This window comes from Paraburkholderia jirisanensis, assembly GCF_054782355.1.
Map to the genome: position 1 here is coordinate 290,786 of NZ_BAAGSQ010000029.1, position 22,157 is coordinate 312,942.

Annotated in this window: 19 protein-coding genes; 11 read left to right on the top strand and 8 right to left on the bottom strand. The window is 64.9% G+C overall.

Features of this window, described 5'->3' with window-relative positions; genetic code table 11:
• Positions 1–23: 23 nt before the first annotated feature.
• Positions 24–1,673 carry a bifunctional aspartate transaminase/aspartate 4-decarboxylase gene (locus ACYVNQ_RS27050; protein ID WP_460906625.1) on the top strand — a complete coding sequence of 550 codons (1,650 nt, stop codon included), beginning with the start codon at positions 24–26 and terminating at the stop codon, positions 1,671–1,673.
• A 97-nt stretch (positions 1,674–1,770) separates the two neighbouring features.
• On the opposite strand, the gene ACYVNQ_RS27055 is transcribed toward ACYVNQ_RS27050, so the two are convergent.
• Positions 1,771–1,902, bottom strand: a complete 132-nt coding sequence (locus ACYVNQ_RS27055) for a hypothetical protein (protein WP_460906627.1) — start codon at positions 1,900–1,902, stop codon at positions 1,771–1,773.
• Between the two features lie 71 nt (positions 1,903–1,973).
• Here ACYVNQ_RS27055 and ACYVNQ_RS27060 point away from each other — a divergent pair, with 71 nt between their 5' ends.
• The gene (locus ACYVNQ_RS27060; protein WP_460906629.1) at positions 1,974–3,197 is read left to right on the top strand and encodes a pyridoxal-phosphate-dependent aminotransferase family protein; all 1,224 of its coding nucleotides are present in this window, start codon (positions 1,974–1,976) and stop codon (positions 3,195–3,197) included.
• A gap of 117 nt (positions 3,198–3,314) precedes the next feature.
• On the opposite strand, the gene ACYVNQ_RS27065 is transcribed toward ACYVNQ_RS27060, so the two are convergent.
• A complete protein-coding gene (locus tag ACYVNQ_RS27065) occupies positions 3,315–4,526 on the bottom strand; it encodes an MFS transporter (RefSeq protein ID WP_460906631.1) in 1,212 nt (403 codons plus the stop codon).
• Positions 4,527–4,894: 368 nt separating this feature from the next.
• On the opposite strand from ACYVNQ_RS27065, the gene xdhA reads away from it, so the two are divergent.
• The 3 genes from xdhA to xdhC are packed head-to-tail and all read left to right on the top strand — an operon-like array spanning position 4,895 to position 9,410.
• Positions 4,895–6,412 (top strand): xanthine dehydrogenase small subunit, encoded by a 1,518-nt coding sequence (gene xdhA, locus ACYVNQ_RS27070; RefSeq protein ID WP_460906633.1) that lies wholly within the window; start codon positions 4,895–4,897, stop codon positions 6,410–6,412.
• A gap of 45 nt (positions 6,413–6,457) precedes the next feature.
• Positions 6,458–8,821 (top strand): xanthine dehydrogenase molybdopterin binding subunit, encoded by a 2,364-nt coding sequence (xdhB, locus tag ACYVNQ_RS27075; protein WP_460906635.1) that lies wholly within the window; start codon positions 6,458–6,460, stop codon positions 8,819–8,821.
• A 28-nt stretch (positions 8,822–8,849) separates the two neighbouring features.
• Positions 8,850–9,410: a xanthine dehydrogenase accessory protein XdhC gene (xdhC, locus tag ACYVNQ_RS27080; protein ID WP_460906637.1), complete on the top strand. Its 561-nt coding sequence runs from the start codon at positions 8,850–8,852 to the stop codon at positions 9,408–9,410.
• 66 nt (positions 9,411–9,476) lie between these two features.
• Here xdhC and ACYVNQ_RS27085 read toward each other — a convergent pair whose 3' ends face one another.
• The 4 genes from ACYVNQ_RS27085 to ACYVNQ_RS27100 form a co-directional block, all read right to left on the bottom strand.
• Complete coding sequence (locus ACYVNQ_RS27085) at positions 9,477–10,487, bottom strand: LysR substrate-binding domain-containing protein (RefSeq protein ID WP_460906639.1); 1,011 nt, start codon at positions 10,485–10,487, stop codon at positions 9,477–9,479.
• A 196-nt stretch (positions 10,488–10,683) separates the two neighbouring features.
• Positions 10,684–11,328 (bottom strand): 2-hydroxychromene-2-carboxylate isomerase, encoded by a 645-nt coding sequence (locus ACYVNQ_RS27090; RefSeq protein ID WP_460906641.1) that lies wholly within the window; start codon positions 11,326–11,328, stop codon positions 10,684–10,686.
• 235 nt (positions 11,329–11,563) lie between these two features.
• Complete coding sequence (locus tag ACYVNQ_RS27095; RefSeq protein WP_460906643.1) at positions 11,564–13,264, bottom strand: TAXI family TRAP transporter solute-binding subunit; 1,701 nt, start codon at positions 13,262–13,264, stop codon at positions 11,564–11,566.
• Positions 13,261–13,464 (bottom strand): hypothetical protein, encoded by a 204-nt coding sequence (locus tag ACYVNQ_RS27100; RefSeq protein ID WP_460906645.1) that lies wholly within the window; start codon positions 13,462–13,464, stop codon positions 13,261–13,263. The genes ACYVNQ_RS27095 and ACYVNQ_RS27100 overlap by 4 nt, the downstream gene beginning before the upstream one ends.
• Positions 13,465–14,201: 737 nt before the next feature.
• Here ACYVNQ_RS27100 and ACYVNQ_RS27105 point away from each other — a divergent pair.
• The 3 genes from ACYVNQ_RS27105 (at position 14,202) to ACYVNQ_RS27115 (ending at position 17,379) form a co-directional block, all read left to right on the top strand.
• Positions 14,202–14,549, top strand: coding sequence for a BON domain-containing protein (locus ACYVNQ_RS27105; protein ID WP_460906647.1), 348 nt, complete (start codon positions 14,202–14,204; stop codon positions 14,547–14,549).
• A gap of 220 nt (positions 14,550–14,769) precedes the next feature.
• On the top strand, positions 14,770–16,860 hold the full coding sequence (locus tag ACYVNQ_RS27110; protein ID WP_460906649.1) for a D-(-)-3-hydroxybutyrate oligomer hydrolase: 2,091 nt from the start codon (positions 14,770–14,772) through the stop codon (positions 16,858–16,860).
• Positions 16,861–17,124: 264 nt separating this feature from the next.
• On the top strand, positions 17,125–17,379 hold the full coding sequence (locus tag ACYVNQ_RS27115; protein ID WP_460906651.1) for a hypothetical protein: 255 nt from the start codon (positions 17,125–17,127) through the stop codon (positions 17,377–17,379).
• 2 nt (positions 17,380–17,381) lie between these two features.
• On the opposite strand, the gene ACYVNQ_RS27120 is transcribed toward ACYVNQ_RS27115, so the two are convergent.
• The gene (locus ACYVNQ_RS27120; RefSeq protein WP_460906652.1) at positions 17,382–18,170 is read right to left on the bottom strand and encodes a sulfite exporter TauE/SafE family protein; all 789 of its coding nucleotides are present in this window, start codon (positions 18,168–18,170) and stop codon (positions 17,382–17,384) included.
• A gap of 240 nt (positions 18,171–18,410) precedes the next feature.
• Between ACYVNQ_RS27120 and rarD the strand changes: the two genes are divergently transcribed.
• From rarD to ACYVNQ_RS27135, 3 genes are read left to right on the top strand one after another with little or no spacing between them, the layout of a single operon-like run.
• Entirely contained in the window at positions 18,411–19,286 is an 876-nt protein-coding gene (gene rarD, locus ACYVNQ_RS27125; protein WP_460906654.1) for an EamA family transporter RarD, read from the top strand.
• 41 nt (positions 19,287–19,327) lie between these two features.
• Entirely contained in the window at positions 19,328–19,927 is a 600-nt protein-coding gene (gene parS, locus ACYVNQ_RS27130) for a type II RES/Xre toxin-antitoxin system antitoxin (RefSeq protein ID WP_460906656.1), read from the top strand.
• Positions 19,924–20,394, top strand: coding sequence for an RES family NAD+ phosphorylase (locus tag ACYVNQ_RS27135; protein ID WP_460906658.1), 471 nt, complete (start codon positions 19,924–19,926; stop codon positions 20,392–20,394). The genes parS and ACYVNQ_RS27135 overlap by 4 nt, the downstream gene beginning before the upstream one ends.
• Before the next feature lie 76 nt (positions 20,395–20,470).
• Here ACYVNQ_RS27135 and ACYVNQ_RS27140 read toward each other — a convergent pair whose 3' ends face one another.
• The gene (locus ACYVNQ_RS27140) at positions 20,471–22,030 is read right to left on the bottom strand and encodes a class I adenylate-forming enzyme family protein (protein ID WP_460906660.1); all 1,560 of its coding nucleotides are present in this window, start codon (positions 22,028–22,030) and stop codon (positions 20,471–20,473) included.
• Between the last annotated feature and the right edge of the window lie 127 nt (positions 22,031–22,157).

Genomic DNA, 22,157 nt, shown 5'->3' on the forward strand with positions numbered 1-22,157 from the left:
TCTCTCTCACTGGAGAAAGCATCATGGCAAAGGACAAATCGGGCAGCACCGAACAGGCGAAGCTGGCGGCCTTGAGCCCATTCGAGCTGAAGGACGAACTGATCAAGGCGGCCGGCGGCGCGGTCGAACGGCCGGCGAACACCGCGATGCTCAACGCCGGCCGCGGCAATCCGAACTTTCTCGCCACCATTCCGCGGCATGGCTTCTGGCAACTCGGCCTGTTCGCGATGCGCGAGGCCGAGCGCTCGTTCGCGCATATGCCGGAGGGCATCGGCGGGTTTCCGAAGCGCGATGGGCTGACCGAGCGCTTCGAACTGTTCCTGCGCGAAAGCAAGGGCGTGGCGGGCATCGACTTCCTGCGCGGTGCAGTGTCGTATGTGCGCGACCAGATGGGTCTGTCGGCGGGCGACTTCCTGTATGAAATGTGCGAGGGCATTCTGGCGTCGAACTACCCGGTGCCGGACCGCATGCTGAAGCTTTCCGAGGTGATCGTCGGGCAGTATTTGCGGCGCGAGATGATCGGCAAGCACCCGTTCGTCGGCGAGTTCGATATCTTCGCGGTCGAAGGCGGCACCGCGGCGATGACCTATATCTTCAACACGATGCGCGAGAACCGGCTGATCAAGGCCGGCGACACGATCGCGCTCGGCATGCCGATCTTCACGCCGTACATCGAGATTCCGCGTCTGAACGACTATCAGCTGAACGTGATCAACCTGAATGCCGGCGTCGAAAATAACTGGCAGTACTCGAAGGCCGAACTCGACAAGCTGCGCGATCCGAAGGTGAAGGCGTTCTTCCTCGTCAATCCGAGCAACCCGCCTTCGGTGAAGATCAGCGATGCGAGCCTCGAGCAGATTGCAGACATCGTCAAGGAGCGCCCGGACCTGATCCTGCTGACCGACGACGTGTACGGCACCTTTGCCGACGACTTCGTGTCGCTGTTCGCACTCGCGCCGAAGAACACGATTCTGGTCTACTCGTACTCGAAGTACTTCGGTGCGACCGGCTGGCGCCTCGGCACGATCGCGACGCATCGCGACAACGTGCTCGACCGGCTGATCGCCGAATTGCCGAAGGACGCGAAGAAGGAACTGCACAAGCGCTACGAATCGATCACGACCGAGCCCGACAAGCTGAAGTTCATCGACCGGCTGGTGGCCGATAGCCGTACTGTGGCGCTGAACCACACCGCCGGCCTGTCGACGCCGCAGCAGGTGCAGATGGTGTTGTTCTCGCTGTTCTCGCTGATGGACACACCCGACGCATACAAGTGCGCGTTGAAGCGTCTGATCCGCAGCCGCAAGCGCGCGCTGTACGAAGAGGTCGGCATCAGCTTCGACGACGACGATCCGAACCAGGTCGACTACTACACGATTCTCGATATCGAGTTTCTCGGCGAGCGCGCGTATGGCAAGGATTTTGTCGAGTGGATCAAGAAGAACACGCAGCCGTCCGAACTGCTGTTCCGGCTCGCGCGCGAGGCGCGCGTCGTACTGTTGCCGGGGCGCGGCTTCGGCACGCAGCATCCGTCGGGGCGCGTGTCGCTGGCGAACCTGAACGAGTCGGACTACCGGCAGATCGGCCGCGCGCTGCGCAAGCTGATGAACGACTATGTCGAGCGCTATAACGCGGCGACCGGCAAGGGGCTCGACAAGGACCGGGTGAAGTAGCGCGGCATATAAGGCCTGTGGGATGCAGCTCGTGACGTGTGGTGGGTATGCGCGGCGAGCCTCGCGACACGAAGCGCGGCACGAAGCGCAGGCGCTGTCAAAAAACTTGCACATTCGCGCCGATCAGTGAATGATCGGACGACCGGCCCGCCGGCAGCACGCCGACGGGCCGGTTTTCCATGGTTTTGCGACAGCAGCCGTGCCGGCAGCGCGGCGGTTTTTTGCCCATTTCTGCTCGTTGGCGCGCCGCGCTCTCGCACGCTTTTCACCCGCCTTCATCTGGCTTTACGCGTACCGATCATGTCAACTACCACGTCCGTGCCTTGTCCCGAAGTCGAATCGCTCGACGCCATCCTCCCCGAAGAACCGCTGCTGATGATGGGCGCCGGCCCGGTGCCGATTCCGGCCGCCGTCGCGAAGGCGAATGCGATCGTCATCAACCATCTGGGCGGCACGATGGCGAAGGTGGTCGGGCAGGTGAAGACGATGGCGCGCTACGTGTTCCAGACCAATTCGAAGTGGGTGTTAGGCGTGGCGGGCCCAGGCTCCGCGGCGATGGAAATGGCGATCTCGAACCTCGCGTGGCAGGGCACGCGGATGCTCGCGATCCGCAACGGCTTCTTCAGCGAGCGGATGGCGGAGATGGGCCGCCGGGTCGGCGCGCAAGTGTCGCTGCTCGAGGTGCCGGACCGCACGGTGGCCAGCCTCGAAGACGTCGCCGCGGCGATCGCGCGCGAGCGGCCGGAGGTCGTCACGATCGTGCAGGGCGAGACCTCGAATACCGTGTGGAACCATCATTTGCGCGAGATCGCGGGGCTTGCCAAGGCGGCCGGCGCGCTGGTGGTGGTCGATGCGGTGTGCACGCTCAGCACGATGCCGCTCGAGATGGACGCATGGGGCATCGACGCGGTGATCACCGGTGGGCAGAAAGGGCTGTCGTCGATTCCCGGCGTGTCGCTGATCGCGTTCTCGGATGCCGCATGGGAGCGCGTGAAGGGCCGTACGCACGCGAATGCGCACTGGTGTCTCGATGCGTCGCTTGCCGAGAATTTCTGGCACAACGCCGGATATCACTACACCGCGCCGGTGTCGGGCGTGCTTGCACTGCATGAAGCGTTGCGGCTGGTGTGTGCGGAGACGCTGGAGAAGCGTTTCGCGCGGCATCTGAAGTGCTCGCTCGCGCTGCAGGAATCGGTTAGCGCAATGGGCTTGCGACTGTGGACGCCGCAGGCCTGCCGGCTCAATTCGGTAGTCGGTATCGAAGTGCCGCAGGGGCTGAGCCCGGGCGATATCTGCGGGCATATCTCGCGGCACCACCAGGTGGAGATTTCCGGCTCGTTCGGTTTGCCGATCGTGCGCATCGGCCAGATGGGCGAGCAATGTCGCGAACACAACCTGTTCCGCACCGTGCATGCGCTCGGGCGGACCATGGTCGATCTGGGTGTGTCGGTGGATTTGCCGGCGGGGGTGGCAGCGTTGGAGAAGTCGCTGTCGGCCGGGATGAAGGCGGAACTGCGCGCGTAGCGGAGCGGGCGCGTATGAGGCGCCCGCCCGACATCTGCAGGTACCCGCGCCTGCGAGCGTCGCAAACGCCCGCAGGTACCGAAAACCCTAGCAGACCTCTACGTGAGCTGCCCGGCCCTACATTGCGGCCGAAGCTCCGCGACCGCGCATGCTGCGCTGATGCAGCATCGCGGTCAGACCGACGGCTGCCACAGCCGCCACGGCCGCAAACAGATACACCGAGCGATAACCGAATGCGCCGGCGATATAGCCGGCGAGCGGCCCGGTAATCCCCAGCGACAGATCGAGAAACACCGAATACGCGGATAGCGCCGCGCCGCGACTGGCCGGCGGCACCAGCCCGACGGCCTCGACGCCCAGCGCCGGGAACACCAGCGCAAAGCCGAAGCCGGTCAACGCGGCGCCCGCCATCGCAATGTGCGGCACCGGCGCGAGCCATAGCAGCAGCAAGCCGGCGCCTTCGCAGATAAACGAAGCGATCGCCACACGAAACCCACCGTAGGTCTGGATCGTGTTGGCGAACAGCAGACGCGCGCCGATAAACATCGTGCCGAACAGCGTCAGCGACAGCGCCGCGTTCGGCCAGTGCCGCGCTGCATAGAACAGCGTGATGAAGGTGGCGATCGAGCCGAACCCGACCGAGCCAAGCGCGAGGCCAAGGCCATGCGGCAGCACGCGCACGAACACGCTGCGATACGACATACGCTCGCCGTGCACGACCGGCACCGCCGGCACGAGGCGCGCGAGCGCATAGCCGATGGCCGCCAGCGCGATTACTGCAACGCCGAGCGCGGCAAAACCCGTTGCATGTGCGAGCGCGACGCCGAGCGGCGCGCCGATCGCGAGCGCGCCGTACGTGGCGATACCGTTCCACGAGATCACACGCGCGTTGTTTGCGGTGCCGACCCGGCCGATGCCCCACAGGATCGCGCCGGTGCCGCACAGGCTTTCGCCGACGCCAAGCACTAGCCGGCTGATCACCAGCAACCCGATGCTTAGCGCGGCCCAATGGCCGCACAGCGCGGCGAGCAGTAGCGCGACGCCGCTCACGCCGCACGCGGTCAGGCCAATCGACACCGTCTTCTTCGGCCCGAGCGAATCGGCTAGACGACCCGCCAGCGCACGCGACGCCAACGTTGCGAGGTACTGCACGCTGATCGCGAGTCCGGCAATGATGGTGCTGTAACCGAGATCGTCGTGTACGTAACCGGGCAGCACCGCGAGCGGAATGCCGATGGCCAGATAGCAGAGAAAAGTGAAGAAAACGACCGGAATGATCTGCAACGTGGTTGCAAACTCACTGCGCGACGTAGTTGACTCGGAGGACATAGGGGAAAACGAGACTTGAAAACCGCAGAAGTTCGCTATTTTCCCACGGAACCGGTTTGGATGGAGAGGGCGCTTAAAAATAAGTCAATCTATTTGGGGCAAATGCGCCGCTACTCGCGAAAAACCATCAGCCGCACCTGACCGAAGCAGCGCATCCAAAAACGAAACACCTCAAAACCGCCACTGCACTATAAGCGCACCTCACCCTTTTTCCATCTCAATATCGCTTTGGCGATATGTCCTGCATGCTTGGCTGCCTATGGGTTCGCGCAATTTGGGGTGATAGCTTTCAAACCATTCCCTGCCGCGTCGCCCGCCCGCTCTGCGCAGACCCGCGAAACACCGCCAAAACCCAATAGCACCGAGACATGAACCAGCCGATCCGCTTCTATCACCGCAACGCGATCCGCGAAATCAGCGACGCGCCCGTCACCCGCACCGTCCTGCAATACCTGCGCGAAGACGCGCGCTGCACCGGCACCAAGGAAGGCTGCGCGGAAGGCGATTGCGGCGCGTGCACGGTGGTGGTCGGCGAGCGCGACGAACTGGGCGGCGTCAGCTTCAAGGCGGTCAACGCGTGCATCCAGTTTCTGCCGACGCTCGACGGTAAAGCACTCTTCACCGTCGAAGACCTGCGCCAGCCCGACGGCTCGCTGCACCCGGTGCAGGAAGCGCTGGTCGAATGCCATGGCTCGCAATGCGGCTTCTGCACGCCCGGCTTCGTGATGTCGATGTGGGCGCTGTACAAGAAACACGGCCACGAATACGCATGCGCCAACCGCACGGTGCCGAGCCGCGAGCAGGTCGCCAACGCGCTGACCGGCAATCTGTGCCGCTGCACCGGCTACCGGCCGATCATCGATGCCGCGATGCGGATGTTCGAGTTGCCCGCACCGGCCGCGCCGGTCGACACCGCGGCGCTGTCGCGCACGCTGCAGTCGCTCGAACGCGACGCGACCTTCGACTACCAGCACGCCGGCCAGCGTTTCTCCGCGCCGCGCAGCGTAGCGGCACTCGCGCAGATCAAGGAAGTGCAGCCGGGCATCCGCATCCTCGCCGGCAGCACCGACATCGGCCTGTGGGTGACCAAACAGATGCGCGAACTCGGCGACATCGTCTACGTGGGCCAGGTCGCCGAACTGCAGAAGATCGAATACGAAGACGGCTGGCTGCGCATCGGCGCGGGCGTCACGGTCGAAGCAGCCTATGCCGAACTCGCGAAGCATTACCCGGAACTGATCGAAATGTGGCAACGCTTCGCGTCGCTGCCGATCCGCAATGCAGGCACGCTCGGCGGCAACGTTGCGAACGGCTCGCCGATCGGCGATTCGATGCCGGGCCTGATCGCACTCGGTGCACGCGTCGTGCTGCGCGGCGGCGCGCTCGAACGCGAACTGCCGCTCGAAGACCTGTACCTCGCGTACCAGAAGAAGGACATGGCCGAACACGAATTCGTCGCCGCGGTGAAGGTGCCGACGCGCACCGGCCGACGCGCGAACCTGCGCTTTCGCACGTACAAGATTTCGAAGCGCTTCGATTCCGATATCTCGGCGGTCTGCGCGGCGTTCTCGTTTATCGCGGATGGTGAGCTGATCCGCGAGCCGCGCATCGCGTTCGGCGGCATAGCCGCCACACCGAAGCGCGCGAGCCACGCGGAAGCCGTGCTGGCCGACGCGGACTGGCACGAGGCGACCGCACAGGCCGCGCTACTCGCGCTCGCCAAAGACTACCAGCCGCTCAGCGATATGCGCGCGACCAGCGACTATCGCCTGCAGGCCGCGCAGAACACGCTATACCGCTTCTGGCTCGAAACGCGTCCGCACGACCCGCTGGCGAAGTCCGCGCTCGACGTGCGCGCGGTTCAAGCCGCTGGCGCCGCCGTCTGAAACGCACGCAACGCCGCCCCATATCGAAGACGGAGAACCGTTCGAATGAACCAGCAAGCCGAACCGTTCCTGAAAGACGTTCAGGAACTCGCCGATTTCACCCAGGTCCACGTGTCGCGCCCGCACGAATCCGCGCATCTGCACGTGAGCGGCCGCGCTACTTACACCGACGACATTCCGACCGTCGCCGGCACCTTGCACGCGGCACTCGGGATGTCGCAGAAGGCCCACGCGAAGATCGTGTCGATCTCGTTCGCGAAGGTGCGTGCGACGCCGGGCGTGATCGCCGTGTTCACCGCCGACGATATTCCCGGCCACAACGATTGCGCGCCGATCGTCAAAGGCGACGATCCGATTCTCGCGGACGGCATCGTGCAGTACGTCGGCCAGCCTATGTTCATCGTGGTCGCAACTTCGCATGACGTGGCGCGTCTCGCGGCGCGTCGCGCGGAGGTGATCTACGAAGAGTTGCCCGCAGTGCTGACCGCGCAACAGGCGCGCGCCGCCAACCAGAGCGTGATACCGCCGCTGAAGCTCGCGCGCGGCGAAGCCGGCACGAAGATCGCGCGCGCCGCGCATCGCGTTGCTGGCGAAATGCTGCTCGGCGGCCAGGAGCAGTTCTATCTGGAAGGGCAGATCGCGTACGCCGTGCCGAAAGACGACGACGGCATGCATGTGTGGTGTTCGACGCAGCATCCGACGGAGATGCAGCATCTGGTCGCGCATGCGCTGAACGTCGCGTCGCACAACGTGCTGGTCGAATGCCGGCGGATGGGCGGCGGCTTCGGCGGCAAGGAATCGCAGTCGGGGCTGTTTGCGTGCTGCGCGGCGCTTGCCGCATGGAAGCTGCTGTGCCCGGTCAAGCTGCGCCCGGACCGCGACGACGACATGATGATCACCGGCAAGCGTCACGATTTCCACTACACATACGAAGTCGGCTTCAGCGACGAAGGCATGCTCGAAGGCGTGTCGGTCGACATGACCTCGCGCTGCGGCTTTTCCGCAGACCTGTCGGGCCCGGTGATGACGCGCGCGGTGTGCCACTTCGATAACGCGTACTGGCTGCCGGACGTGGCGATCGCCGGTTTCTGCGGCAAGACCAACACGCAGTCGAACACGGCGTTTCGCGGCTTCGGCGGGCCGCAGGGCGCGTTTGCGATCGAGTACATCGTCGACGACGTGGCGCGCTCGCTCGGCATCGATTCACTCGATGTACGGCGCCGCAACCTGTACGGCAAGAACGAGCGCAACCAGACCCCGTACGGCCAGATCGTCGAAGACAACGTGCTGCACGAACTGCTCGACGAACTCGAAGCGACCAGCGACTATCGCGCGCGCCGCGCGGCGGTGCGCGAATTCAACGCGCAGAACGAGGTGCTGAAGAAGGGTCTCGCGCTGACGCCGGTCAAGTTCGGCATTGCGTTCAACGTCACGCATTTCAATCAGGCCGGCGCGCTCGTGCACATCTACACGGATGGCTCGGTGCTGGTGAACCACGGCGGCACGGAGATGGGCCAGGGGCTCAACACGAAGGTCGCGCAGGTGGTTGCGCACGAGTTGGGCATCCGTTTCAAGCGCGTGCGCGTGACGGCCACCGACACCAGCAAGGTCGCGAATACGTCGGCGACCGCGGCTTCGACCGGCACCGATCTGAACGGCAAGGCCGCGCAGGACGCCGCGCGACAGTTGCGCGAACGGCTCGCGGCATTTGCCGCCGAGCGTTACGGCGCGGGCGACGTGAAGCCCGCGGCGGTGCGCTTCGCGAACGACTGCGTGGTGGTCGGCGCAGCCATCGTGCCGTTCGACGAAGTGATCGCGAAGGCGTATCTGGCGCGCGTGCAATTGTGGTCCGACGGTTTCTATGCGACGCCGAAGCTCTACTGGGATCAGGCGACGCTGCAGGGCCGGCCGTTCTATTACTACTCGTACGGCGCAGCGGTTTCGGAAGTGGTGATCGACACGCTGACCGGCGAAATGCGCGTGCTGCGCGCCGACGCGCTGCATGACGTCGGCGCGTCGCTGAACCCTGCGCTCGACATCGGCCAGGTGGAAGGCGCGTTCGTGCAGGGCATGGGATGGCTGACCACCGAGGAACTGTGGTGGAACGCCGGCGGCAAGCTGATGACGCATGCGCCGTCCACCTACAAGATCCCGACCGTCAACGACATGCCGGCGGACTTTCGCGTCAACCTGTTCAGGAACCGCAATCCGGAAGACAGCATTCACCGCTCGAAGGCGGTCGGCGAGCCGCCGCTGCTGCTGCCGTTCTCGGTGTTTTTCGCGATTCGCGACGCGGTGGCGAGTGTCGCCGATTACAAGGTCAATCCGCCGCTCGATGCGCCCGCTACTGGCGAAGCGATCCTGAAGGCAGTTGGCGCGATGCGCGCGGCCCGTGGCGAGCGGTGTTGAGACGCGCCGGTTTGCGAGGAGAGAAGCGATGAATGCCCGCCCCCCGATGATGCCGCCGCCGATGCATATCGTGCTGTTCGGTGCCGGCCACGTCGGCCATGCGCTGGTGACCTTGCTCGGCACGCTGCCGTGTGTGGTGCACTGGGTCGACGAGCGCGACGAACTGTTTGCCGACGAAGTGCCGGCCAACGTGCAGATTGAGGCGACCGACACGCCCGATGCGATCGTCGACAGCGCGCCGGCCGGCACGTATTTCCTCGTGATGACGCACAATCACGCGCTCGATTTCTCGCTGGCCGCGCGCATCATGCGGCGGCGCGATTTCGCGTACTTCGGCATGATCGGCTCGCAGACCAAGCGCGTGAAATTCGAACGGCGGTTGATCGAGCGTGGTGTCGCGCCGCACCGGCTCGACGAGATGATCTGCCCGATCGGCATCGGCGGGATTGAAAACAAGGCGCCGTTCGCGATCGCGCTGGCGGTGTGCGCTGAATTGCTGCAGGTGCGCGGCGCGCAACATGATGAACCGGAGGAGTTGCCGCCCCGCGGTGCGGCGGCTGTGTCGCGCGAAGTTTTTATCGGCGTGTGACGCGGATGCTGCTGCTTGCTGCGCGTGGCCTGCCGTAGTGCAGCCGCCACCGCCCGACACCAGGCATCAACCCCGTGCCGCGCCGCCGGTCCGCTTCGGTACCGAGCTCGAGGCCGCCTTCGCCCGGCGCCGCGGCCTCGACACCACCAGATCCGCCGACACCTGCGCCATCAACCCACGCAGCCAGCCGATATCGCCAGGCCGGTCCGCCTGCGGATGCCACATCTGATAGCAGCGGATGCGCGGAAACGGAATCGGCACCTCGACCACCGCGAGCGGCAGCAACTGCGCGTAATGCAGCGCGAAGCGCCGGGTCGTCGTAAAGATCAGATCCGACTGCAGCAGCACATGCGGCACCAGCCCGAAATACGGCAGCGTCGCGACTATCCGGCGCGCTGCCTTGGCGCGCGCGAAGCCCGTATCGATCGCGCCGCCGCGCCCGCCGCTATACGGCGCGGGCACGAGGTGCGGCGCGGCCAGGTACGCATCGCGGGTCAGCGGCGCGCGGGCCAGCGGATGATCCGCGCGCATCATGCAAACCACCGTGTCCGAAAACAGGTCGCTGCGTTCGAAGCGTTCGTCAGGCTTCGGCCAGTTGCCGATCACCAGATCGAGCTCGCCCGCATCGAGCGCCGCCGCATGATCGACGCGCGGGCTCAGCGATTCGATTTCGAGCCGTGCGTGCGGCGCCGCTTCGCGAAACTGCGCGATCACGGTCGGCATGAAGAAGTCGTTCAGATAGTCGGGCGCCGCGATCCGGAAGGTGCGGCGCGAGCGCGCCGGGTCGAAGTCGCCGTGCGGCGTCGCGACGAAGTCGACATCGCGCAGCACCTTTTGCACCGACGCGAGCAGCGACTCGCCATATTCGGTCGGCACCATGCCGGACTTGCCGCGCACGAGGATCGGGTCGTTCAGCGTTTCGCGCAGCTTGCGCAAGGCCGTGCTGATGGCCGGCTGGGTCTGGTTCAGGCGCAGCGCCGTTTGCGTGACGCTGCGCTCGACCAGCAGCGTGCGCAGCACGCGCACCAGCCAGATGTCGAGCGTAGCGGTGGAATCGTCGGAAGCGGAGTCGTTCATCGGCGCGGCCGGGTCGGGCGAAGCCTGCCCGCGCCGTGCATCGACCGCATGCTGCAGGTGACGCTATTGATGCACGGCGCGGGCAGGGTCCTCGGATGCATAACCTTAGGCGTTGGCGGCCGCTTGCGGCATAGCGCGCCCGATATGGCGGGCATTACCGGCGCAGGTGCGGCGGCCCACACCTGGCCCGTGCTGCTTACTTTTTCGAATACGCGGAAGGCAGATTCGTAATCCGCTTGACCTCTTTCGATTCGAGCCAGTTCGGCGTGCGCGCGCAGTACAGCACCATCGGCAGCGCATCCTCGCCCCAGAACAACTGCTTGTTCAGCCAGAAGGTCGGCACGCCGAACACACCGAGCTTGATCGCGTCGTCGGTATTGCGGCGCAGCTGCGCCTTCGATTCTTCGCGCTCGATCAGCTCGGCGCCGTCCGTTACGCCAAGCCGCTCGCATAGCGCGGCGAATCCTTCCGGCGTCGACGGGTCGCGGCCTTCGCGCCAGATGAAGCGGAAAATCTCGCGCACCACGCTGATGTCGCCGTCGATCGCCGCGACCAGCCGCATCGGCATGGTCGAATCGAACGGATGCAGCGGCGGCATCTTGAACGGAATGCCCAGCTGCTCCGCGCGGAACAGCGCATAGCGATAGGTGAACACACGCTTGGCCGGCACGTCGTACGCGATGCGCTGGCCCCAGTGCTGATAAAGGTCCTGCAGCACGACTGGCGTCAGCACGAACGGCAGGCCCGGCCATTTGTCATGTTGTTCGAGCAGCAGATATGAAAACGGCGAGACAAAGTCGTAAAACCACAGCGGCTGCGTGGCGTCGATGCCATCGGTCATGATGTCTCCCGGGATTCCAGTTTCGCAGACGAACCGCCGCTACGGCAGCGGCGTCTGCACAGTTGCCTCGATCTTACGCAAAGCCGAAGCCGCGCACCATCGGTGCGCAGGGCGAATGTCGGGGCGCGGCGGCGGATCGGGCGTATCCGGTGGCTTTGCACCCATGCTGGGCCGCGTTCGCGGCGGCGCAGCGACGCGTGGCTCGGGCAGCCGCCGACGCGTGGCCGCGCGCCGTTCAAGCGGTATGAGACGGCCCGGCGCGGCCCGCAGCCGGTGCGGTATGTATGTCGTCGTGCTGATGGGCTTCGTCGGCCGTGGTTGAGGGTGCTGCGCCGGCGTCCGGCGTAGAGGCCGGCGCTGCGGCGCTCACCGCTGTCTCGCCCGCCCCTGTGCCGGCCGCCCCTGTGCCGGCCGCCCCTGTGCCGGCCGCGATCGCGCCGTGCGCCGTCGTACCCGTACCGCCCGCGGCGGTACCGCTCACCGCAGCGGCGCCGGCGGCGGCCGCCGCATCCGCGTCGCGCCCGGAATCTTGCCACGTTTCGTGTGACGCTTCGCCATGCGCGCCGGCCAGGCCTCCCGGATGGTTGCTGTCCGCGTGCAGGTCGCGCGGGCGCGTGAGCCGTTCACGCACGAAGCCGATATGTTCGCGCAGCACGTAGAACTGGTCCGCATACGCGAGCGGCATCTTCAGCCCGTTGACCGATTCCTCGATCGCATCGAGTCGCTCGATCAGCGCGTCGCGCTCGGGCTGCGAGGTTTCGCTCAGCGCGCCGCGCTCGATCGAGATCAGCGCGCCGTACCAGCGGTAAATGCGCGAGCGCACCCGCCACGCATACAGCGACGGCACCAGCCGCAAGCCCGGAATCAGCACCACGATGATCGGCACCAGCACCACCAGCAGACGGTCGGCGAGGCTCGCGATCCAGAACGGCAGCGAGCGGTACAGAAAGCTTTTGCCCGACTTGTAATAGCGCGCGGCGTCGTCGCTGATCGGGAAGTCGTGCGCCAGCGGCGCTGGAAACTCGCCGGCGCGCTGCAGCACGTTCGCCTTGCCGTGCACTTCGCGCGCGGCTTCGATCAGCAGATCGGACAGCGCCGGATGCAGCGACGTGCGCGCCACCAGTTCGGCAGTCGGCGCGACCATCTGCAGCGTTTGCGCGGGCACGTTCTTGCCCAGATCGAGCGCGCCCATCGGCAGCTGGATCTGCGTCAGATACGGAAAGCGCCCGGCATACGCCGGCGCCTGCGTGAAGTCGTAGAACTGGATGTTCGGCGTGCGGAACAGGCGGATCATCACCGGCGGCTGTGCGGAATCGCCGGTCAGGAACGCCGCGTCGATACGGCCTTCGACCAGCGCTTTGGCGGCGTCGTCGCCGGATAAGGGCAGCAGCTTCGTCGCGCCGCCCGGCGTGATGCCGTTGGCCGCCAGCAGCGCGAGCGCGAGTTCGCGCGTGCCGCTGCCTTCGGCGCCGATCGCGATGCGCTGGCCCTTGAACTGCGACAGCCATGCGACGCTCGGCCCGTGATAGAAAATCGCCACCGGCACGTACGACACGCTGCCGAGCGACATCAGCCCGTCGGTGTTGCCATGCGCGATGCCATCTTGCACGAACGCGACGTCGACCTTGCCGTGCGGATCGGTAAGCCGCCTGAAATTGTCGACCGAGCCCTCCGACTCGAGCACCTCGAGTTTCACGCTGTTGCGCGCAAGAATTTCCTTGTAGCGTTGCGCGGCATTCCAGAAGGTGCTGCCCTGCGGGCCGGCGCTGATGATCAACGTGTTCGGCGGGGCAGGCTGGATCAGGCGTACCGCGGCCCAGATCGCGAGTGCGCTGATCAGGAGGATCGGCCCGAACGTAATCGCGAGGTCGCGCCACGAGATCGCGACGAAGCGGGCGACAAGGCGGGGACGTGGCGGGCCGTTGGGTGCTGTCATTGGAAATCGTCGCGGCTGAAGCGGGAAACGATGCGGCGCGTGCGCCGCGCGAAGCGGTGGCGCGGCGGCCCGTAGGCCGCGCGCTCGCGCCGATGGTACATGAGATTGCCGGCGCGGCGGCGCAACGCGGCGCGCCGGCGGCGCACAAACCCGTAACAATTCGTGAGTGCGAAGCGCGTCGCGAACGCGTGCAAGCTCAACGTAGACAAATTCGGCAGGTGAACGCGGCAGGTGAACGCGGCAGGTGAACGCGGCAGGTGAACGCGGCAGGTGAACGCGGCAGGTGAACGCGGCGGGCAAACGCAGCAGCCGAACGCAGCAGTCGAACGCCGCAGCCGGACGCAGCAGCCGAACGCGGCGGGGCAAACGCAGCAGTCGAACGCAGCAAGCGAACGCAGCAGCCGAACGCAGCAAGCGAACGCAGCAAGCGAACGCAGCAAGCGAACGCAGCAAGCGAACGCAGCAAGCGAACGCAGCAAGCGAACGCAGCAAGCGAACGCAGCAAGCGGCGCGTCGCACAACAAAACAACGCCCCGCACGTCACGCGCTAAAAACTTTGCGAATTTCGCGCAGCTAGATTAAATTGGCGGCGCTGTCGCGCCCGGTCCGGCGCGGCGCGTTCCAGTTCGTGGGAACCGGGCGCGCCTCGCGCACCGCGCGGCATCAGGCCGAACCGCCTCGCGCATCGTCGATATGCGCATCTGCTCACCACGTGTGAGCCAGACGTACACACCTAAAGGCGGCCGCCTTTCCTGCCTCTCGTCTCTCGTCAGCCGCGTTACCGCCGTCAGCCGGCCGTCGTCGCGCTGCGCATTCGTGCGCTTGCGCGCAGCGGCCGCATGTAGTCGTGACGAAGCCGTACGGCGCCGCATTCGCAATGCGGCCCGAAGCGCGGCACCAAAGCGAAGTAACCAGGCGAAATAACCAAGGAGAAAGCATGAAACCGGTAGTTCTGAAGGCGTTGGGTGGGGTGGTGGCATTGATGGTCGCATGCAGCGTGTACGCACAGGCCAGCGATGCCGCAGCAGGTGCACAAGCGCCGGCTGCCACCAGCGCGAAGGCGCAGAAGAAGGCGAACGGCCAGCTCGGCCGCAAGGTGCGCGCGGCGCTCGCCAAGGCGAAGGGTCTCGACGTATCGAGCATCGCGGTGCGCGCACGCGGCGGCGCAGTGACGCTGACCGGCACGGTGCCCGACCAGCAGCAGATCGACCTGGCCGGCGACACCGCGAAGGGCGTGGCAGGCGTCAGCTCGGTCAGCAACAAGCTGAACGTGCAACAGCAGTAACGGGCGCTGTGCCGTCGCGCGGATTCGCTTGCGAAATCCTGTGCGGCGGCCTTACGGATCGATATGATGAACGGGCTTGGGCCGCGCGCCGCAGCCCGTTTTGTTTTTTATGCGCCGCGCGTGGCGCATGTCGCGAACCTGTACCGAAACCGCAGCGGCCCCGTTGCGCATTGTTTTCCGCACGCGCTGCCCCGTGAAGCACACAGCCAGGGAGACCACGATGCCAGCCCTCCTGTCATTCCGCCTCATCGCTGTTGCATGCTGCATCACCGTCGTCGCCGCCTGCGGCAGCAGCGACGGCAACAACGCATCGCCCAACCTGTTGCCCGGTTTCGTCGCAGCCAGTAGCGTGACCACCACGTCCTACGACGGCAACAGCGACGATCTGCTAACCGCCGGCCTCGGCAAGAGTGGTCTGGCCGCCAACGCGCCGGGCTTTGGGAATCCGTCGAACCCGACCACCGCCGAATTGCGCCGGCTCGCGATCTGGTCGAACTACCGGGCGCTGGTCGACATCACCGCGAACGGCGGTTACGGGCGCTTCTGGGGGCCCAATATCGACCTGAACGGCAACGACACGCTAGGCGAAGGCAAAATCGCCGGCACCGAATACCTCGCCTACGCCGACAACGGCAGCGGCCTGCAGAACGTGTCGCTGCTCGTGCAGATACCGGCGAGCTTCGATCCAGCCAATCCCTGCATCGTTACTGCGACTTCATCCGGTTCGCGCGGCGTGTACGGCGCGATTTCCGCCGCGGGCGAATGGGGTTTGAAGCGCGGCTGTGCGGTCGCCTACACCGACAAGGGCAGCGGCAACGGCGCGCATGAACTCGCCACCAATCTGATCACGCTGATCGACGGGCGCCTCGCCGGCGCGCCGGCCGCGGGAGCGAGGAGCCTGTTCACCGCGAGCGGTTCGCCCAGCAGTTTCGCGGCGTTCAATCAGGCGTTCCCGAACCGCTATGCATTCAAGCACGCGCACTCGCAGCAGAACCCCGAACAGGACTGGGGCACCGACACGCTTGAAGCAATCCAGTTCGCGTATTGGGCGCTCAACCAGCAGTTCGCGCCGCTCATCAACGGCTCGCAGCACGGCGTGCGCTATCAGCGCGGCAGCATCACGACGATTGCCGCGTCGGTCAGCAACGGCGGCGGCGCGTCGCTGGCGGCGGCCGAGCAGGATACGCAAGGCTGGATCACCGCGGTGGTGGTCGGCGAGCCGCAGATCAACCTGAACCTGTCGCCGAACGCGCAGGTGATCGAAGGCGGCGTGCGCATCGCATCCGCCGGCGCGCCGCTCGCCGACTACATGACCTATGCCAATCTGCTGCAGCCGTGCGCCGCGGCGTCGGTCGCCGCGGTCGGCTCGCCGTACCTGTCCACCTTGCCGCTGACGACCACCCAGTCGATTCGTGCGGCGCGCTGCGCCTCGCTGGTCGGCAACGGCTTCATCAGCGGCAACGACCTCGCTTCACGGTCCGCCGATGCGCTGAACCTTCTGCATGCAGCCGGCTATGAAACCGATTCCGACCTGCTGCAGGCATCGATGTGGAATTCGCAGGCGGTGCCGGCGGTTGCCGTGAGCTATGCGAATGCGTACACGCGCTCGAGCGTGCTCGACAATCTATGCGGCTTCAGTTTCAGTCCGACCAACGTGCAGGGCAGCGCAGGCGTGACACCGACCGCTGCGGTGATGCTGAGCGTGTTCGGTCTCGGCAACGGCGTGCCGCCGACCAACGGCATCAGCCTCGCGTTCAACGTGACGCCGCTCGGCGCCGATCACCGGCTGGCCACCGCCGATGCGAGCTTCAATGGCGCGCTATGCCTGCGCGCGCTGTGGGCCAACGGCGACGTGCGGATGCAAACCAGCGTCAACGCGATTCGCGTGAACGCGAACCTGCGCGGCAAACCGACGATCATCGTGCAAGGGCGCAGCGATACGCTGGTGCCGGTGAATCACGCGTCGCGGCCGTATCTGGCGATGAACAACCTGGCCGAAGGTTCGAGGAGCCAGTTGTCGTTTTACGAAGTGACCAACGCGCAGCACTTCGACGCGTTTCTCAGCACAGCGGGCTTCGATACGCGTTACATCCCGCTGCATTACTACAACTTGCAGGCGCTCAACCTGATGTGGAGTCACCTGAAAAGCGGCGCGGCGCTGCCGCCTTCGCAGGTGATCCGCACCGTGCCGCGCGGCGGCACGGATGGTGCGGCGCCGGCGCTATCGCTGGCGAATCTGCCGTCGATTGCGGCGAGCCCCGGCTCGAACGGGATCAGGGTGGCGGCGGGGATCGTCAATGTGCCGCGCTGACGAAAGACTATGCAATCCGCATTACGCACCGACGTGATTGCGTTGGCGCGATGCAAGGCCATGCAGATATTCACGTGAGCTCGTCGTCGCTTGGCGTACGTGGTTTTGCGCTCGTTTCACGCCTGTTTCGCGGGTGTTTTGCGTGCGCTGACGCTCGCTGCGCAAGCGGGCCGCTTCGCATAAACGAGCCGCTGGTGCGGCATGACACACAATTTACCTGGGCGGTGTCGTACTGTGGGTTATCGGAACTGGAGTTCGGATGCCATGGACACGATGTTATTTGCCTACACCGACTTGCCGATCGGCGAGCGGGCAGCTTTCGAGCTGGTATGCGCGCGACACGGCTTCGCGCCTGTGCACTTCAATGTCACCGCCACCCTCGATCCGCACGACGTCACGCATGAACGGCGGCTCGTGACGGTGCGGCGTGGCGGCTGGGCGCAGTCCTATCACGAGGACAGCGCCGGGCAATGGGTGCGCGAATTCGAAACGGACCTGAACTGCCGTTTCTTCAAATGAGCTCACGCCATCACGAGGCGCGCGCCGACCACCGTCAGCGTGGCGGCGAGCAGGTTGCGCAACAGCTTGTCCGGTGCCCTGGCCGACAGCAGGCTGCCGATCACGATGCCCGGCAGCGAGCCGACCAGCAGCGACAGCAATAACGACCAGTCGATCGAACCCAGCAGCCAATGGCCCGCGCCTGCGAGCAAGGTAAGCGGCACCGCGTGCGCGATATCCGAGCCGACGATGCGCGAGGTGGGCAGCGCCGGATACAGCAGCAACAGCACGGTCACGCCGATCGCGCCCGCGCCGACTGAAGTGAGCGTAACGAGTGCACCGAGTACTGCGCCGGTGACGATGGTCAGCGCGAGCGTGCTGGCCTGGCTCGGCGCGACACGATGCCGCCCGGCGAACTTCGCCAGTTGCGGACGAAACACCAGCGCCACCGCAGTGATCAACAAGGCCGCGCCGAGCACCACCTGAATCAGATAGCTGCCGCGCGGCGAATCCATGCCGTAGCGGTGCAGCAGAATCAGCGTGAGCGTGGCGGCCGGCACACTGCCTGCCGCGAGCCGCAGCGTGACGAGCCAATCCACCGATCCTTTGACGCCATGCACCAGGGTGCCCGTCGCCTTGGTCACCGCTGCGTACAGCAGATCGGTGCCGACCGCGGTGGCCGGATGGATGTTGAACAGCAGCACGAGAATCGGCGTCATCAGCGAACCGCCGCCGACGCCGGTCAAGCCGACCAGAAAACCGACGAACAGGCCGGAGCCGGAATAAATCAGATTGATATGGGGAAGTGACATCGCGAGGACCGCGCGGGCGGTCTTAAGATTTGCAGGTTGCGCCGTAGCGCAGGTTTTCTTGCGAAAAATACGGTTGTGGCGCGTGGAAAGACCGGTATTGTCGCAAAACCCGCGCGCTCGCGTTGGGATCGCGTGACGTGCAGCTTACAATAACGTTCTGCCGTTCTTGTCGCATGCCTTTCCATGCCGGCGGCGCCGCATCCGTGCTTCGCGGTCCGCTTGCCGTTTCCCTGAGAACACATGAATCCCGGCGTCGTCTACGCATTGCTTGCCTTCTTTATCTGGGGGCTGTTTCCGGTCTACTTCAAAGCGTTGCACTCTATCCCATCGCTCGAGATTCTGGCGCACCGGATGGCGTGGTCGATGCTGTTTCTGTTTATCGTGCTGAGCGTGCGCATGCAGTGGCGCTGGCTAGGCCCGGTGCTGCGCGACCGGCGGTTGCTCGCGCGCTTCGCGGGCAGCGCGACGCTGCTGTCGGGCAACTGGGGCATCTATATCTGGGCGGTGAATAGCGGGCATATCGTCGAGGCGAGTCTCGGCTATTTCGTCACGCCGCTGATCAGCGTGCTGTTCGGTCTGGCGCTGCTCGGCGAACGGATGCGGCCGCTGCAGTGGGTGGCGGTGGCGATTGCGTGCGCCGGCGTGCTGTATCTGAGCTGGGAAAACGGCCGGCCGCCGTGGATCAGCATTGCGCTCGCGCTGACCTTCGGCGGTTACGGTTTGTTGCGCAAGACCGCGAAGCTCGGTGCGCTCGAAGGGCTCGCGCTGGAGACGATGCTGTTGTTGCCGGTTGCATTGCTGTATCTGGCGGCCGTGTCGTTGCATGGCGACAGCGGTTTCGCGGCGGCATCGCTGGGCGTCAAGATCCTGATCGTGCTTGCCGGGCCGATCACCGCGATTCCACTGCTGCTGTTTGCCGCGGCCGCGCGCCGGATTCCGCTGTCGATGCTGGGGTTGATCCAGTATGTGACGCCGATGTTGCAGTTGCTGATCGGCGTGGTGATTTATCGCGAGCCGTTCGGCGGCCCGCAATTGCTGGGTTATGGCGCGATCTGGATTGCGCTTGCGGTGTATTCGCTGGAAGGGATTGCGCGGGCGCGGCGGGTGCGGGATTAGCAGAGGGTGATTCCTTTCGGAGCCGGTAGGACGTTTCTCAAATGGGTCCGATTGAGAACCAAATGGGAGAGTGGTACGATGGGCCAGTTGTAGTTTCTTTTCTGGGGGGCGAGATGCCAGCAACACGTTCTGCTAGTGGGCGGGCAAAAGCGCAACGCGCAAAAGCGGAAGCGGCGTCCACGCGAGCCCTTGCATCCGCACATGCAAAGTCTGCAAAGCATGGGCTCGGTGCAAAAAAGCAAGATTTCGAACTGTTCCTGCAAATGGACCAGATCGAGCAAGCGCAGCAGATTCGCGACGGCATGGAAGCGATCGTTATCAGTCGGATCGCCAGCGAATTGCTCGGTATGCCGCTGCAGTCGTTGCTATCAAGTCTCAGGCTGCCGAGCAGCACGATCAACCGCAAGATTGCGGCCGGCGAACGGCTCAGTTCAAGCGAATCGGACCGCGCGGCGCGCGTGGTGTTGGCATTTGCGAACGCGAAGGATGTACTCGAAGATGCCGCGCTTGCCGCTGAGTGGCTGCGCACGGAGAATGCCGAATTGCGCGGGCAGACGCCGCTCGATATGCTCGACACGCAAAGTGGTTACGACCGCGTCCGCGATATTCTGTTGCGGTTGGAGCACGGCGTTGGCGTATGAAGGTTTATCGGCTTGCAAAAGAAAGGCGCGGTAAATACCGCGCCGACGATCTGACGGGGAACGGTGCAGCGCTTGCAGGCGGCCGATGGAATCCACGTGGGTGGCCTGCGCTTTACACCTGCTGCCACGCGTCGACTGCGGTGCTCGAAGCGCGCGTGCACGCTGCAGGTCTGTTGCCGGCTGCTCATTTCTACATGGTCACGCTGGACGTTCCAGACGGTGCCTGGTCGCAAGCGTACACACCGGAGTTGCCGGCCGACTGGAACACACTCGATAGCGAGCCTTCGTCGACGGTTGAGATCGCACGGCAATGGTTGAAAGACGGCAAGTGTCTCGCGATGAAAGTGCCGTCGGTGGTTTGTCCGCAGGACATGAACCTGATCCTGAACCCGCTGCATGCGGATATGGCTAAGGTACGGGCGATTGACAAACAACGGTTCGCAGTCGATCGCCGCCTCTTCCTGTAAAGAGGCGTGCCGCCCCGTCACACGCAGCACGCCTTCAACTCACGCAACGCCAGCCATCCGTCACGCCCGCACTCCGTCACACGCTATCGCGCACCTGCATCTCGCGCGCCGCGCGCTCCGCGAGCCGCGGGCGAATCGCCTTACCCATCCCGTTGCGTGGAATCTCGTCGACCACCAGCAGCCGCTCGGGCACCTTGTAGCCGGCAAGCCGCGTGGCGACCTCGCGCAAGATGTCCTGTGGATCTGCAACCGCCGCCCGCTTCAGCACGACAAACCCGACTACACGCTGGCCAAGCGAAACGTCCTGCATGCCGATCACCGCCGCTTCGGACACGGCAGGATGCAGCAGCAGCGCCTGTTCCACTTCGGCCGGTGCGATGTTGTCTCCGTCGTTGATGATCAGGTCCTTCTTGCGCGCCACATAGTGAAGATCGCCGTTGTGGTCCTGACGCATGATGTCGCCGGTGGGGAACCAGCCGTTCCTGCGCCCGTCGTCGACTTGCCCCGGCGCCTGCCAATAACCCTTGAACAGATTGTTGCCGCGGATCAGCAGTTCGCCTTCGACACCCTGCGCGACCGCGTGGCCGTCGTCGTCGACCAGCATCGTGCAATCGGCCGCGGGCGCGTACGTGCCGGGTGTCTGCCCTGCCGATAGCGTGCCGATCGATTCGGTCATGCCCCACGCGCTGCTGAGCGGCACGCCGAACAGTTCGGCGAACTCCTGCTTGATCGACGGATGGCAAACGTCGCCACCGCAAATACTGAGCTCGAGTGCACTGACGTCGCGTGGGCGCGCACGTTGTGCCTGAGCGAACGAGTTGGCCATGTGCGGCGTCAGAAACACTGCCGTGCAACGATATTTTTCAGTTGCGTCAAGCGACACATCGGGATCGTAGCCGTCCAGCAGCACCGCGGTCATGCCGAACGCCATGCAACCGAGCAGCGTGATGAGCCCCGAAGCGTAAAACGCCGACAAGGTAACGAGCATTCTGGCGGAGTCGTTAAAGCCGAACGACTCGATGCGCTCGATGATGTACGCCAGCGTAACCGGCGTGTGCGCGACCAGCTTCGGGATCCCGGTGGTGCCCGACGTATGGAGCAGCACGGCCGGCGCGTGCGGATCGACGTAAGGCAGCGCTTCGCCTTCGTCGCGCTTGAGCGTTTGCCACGAGGCCAGACCCGTGCGTGCGGTATCTTCGCCCACCACGAAACGGTGGTGCATCGCCAGCACGGACGAATCGATATCCACCACCGAAGCGTAATACGGCGCTTCGCAGAAATAGAGCGACGGCCGCAGCTTGCGCAGAAAGATGTCCATTTCGGCCGGCTTGTACGCTGGATTGAGCGGGACCAGAATCGCGCCGACCGCGAGGCACGCGAGCAGGATCACCGCTGCCTCGGGCCGGTTGCCGAGCTGGATCACGACCCGGTCTCCGGGCTTCACGCCTGAGGCGAGCATGCCATGAGCCAGCTGCAATGCGTCGCCTGCCACCTGGCTTGCGGTCCACTGCTGTTCGCCGGCAACGAACAGCACGCTCGCGGGAGCATGGTGCACAAACGAAAGTATCCGGTTCGTAATGCCTTGTTCGACGGCCGGTACGGCAGGCGACTTCGGATGTTGCGCGGCGTTCGACATTGATAACCACCTCTAGTGTTGCTGCACTTCGTTGCCCATGCGATGCGACCGGATCGTGGTATCGGTAACCACACGCTCGCTTCGCTCATGTCTGAAAAACAACCATTGGGCGGGCACTATTCCATCG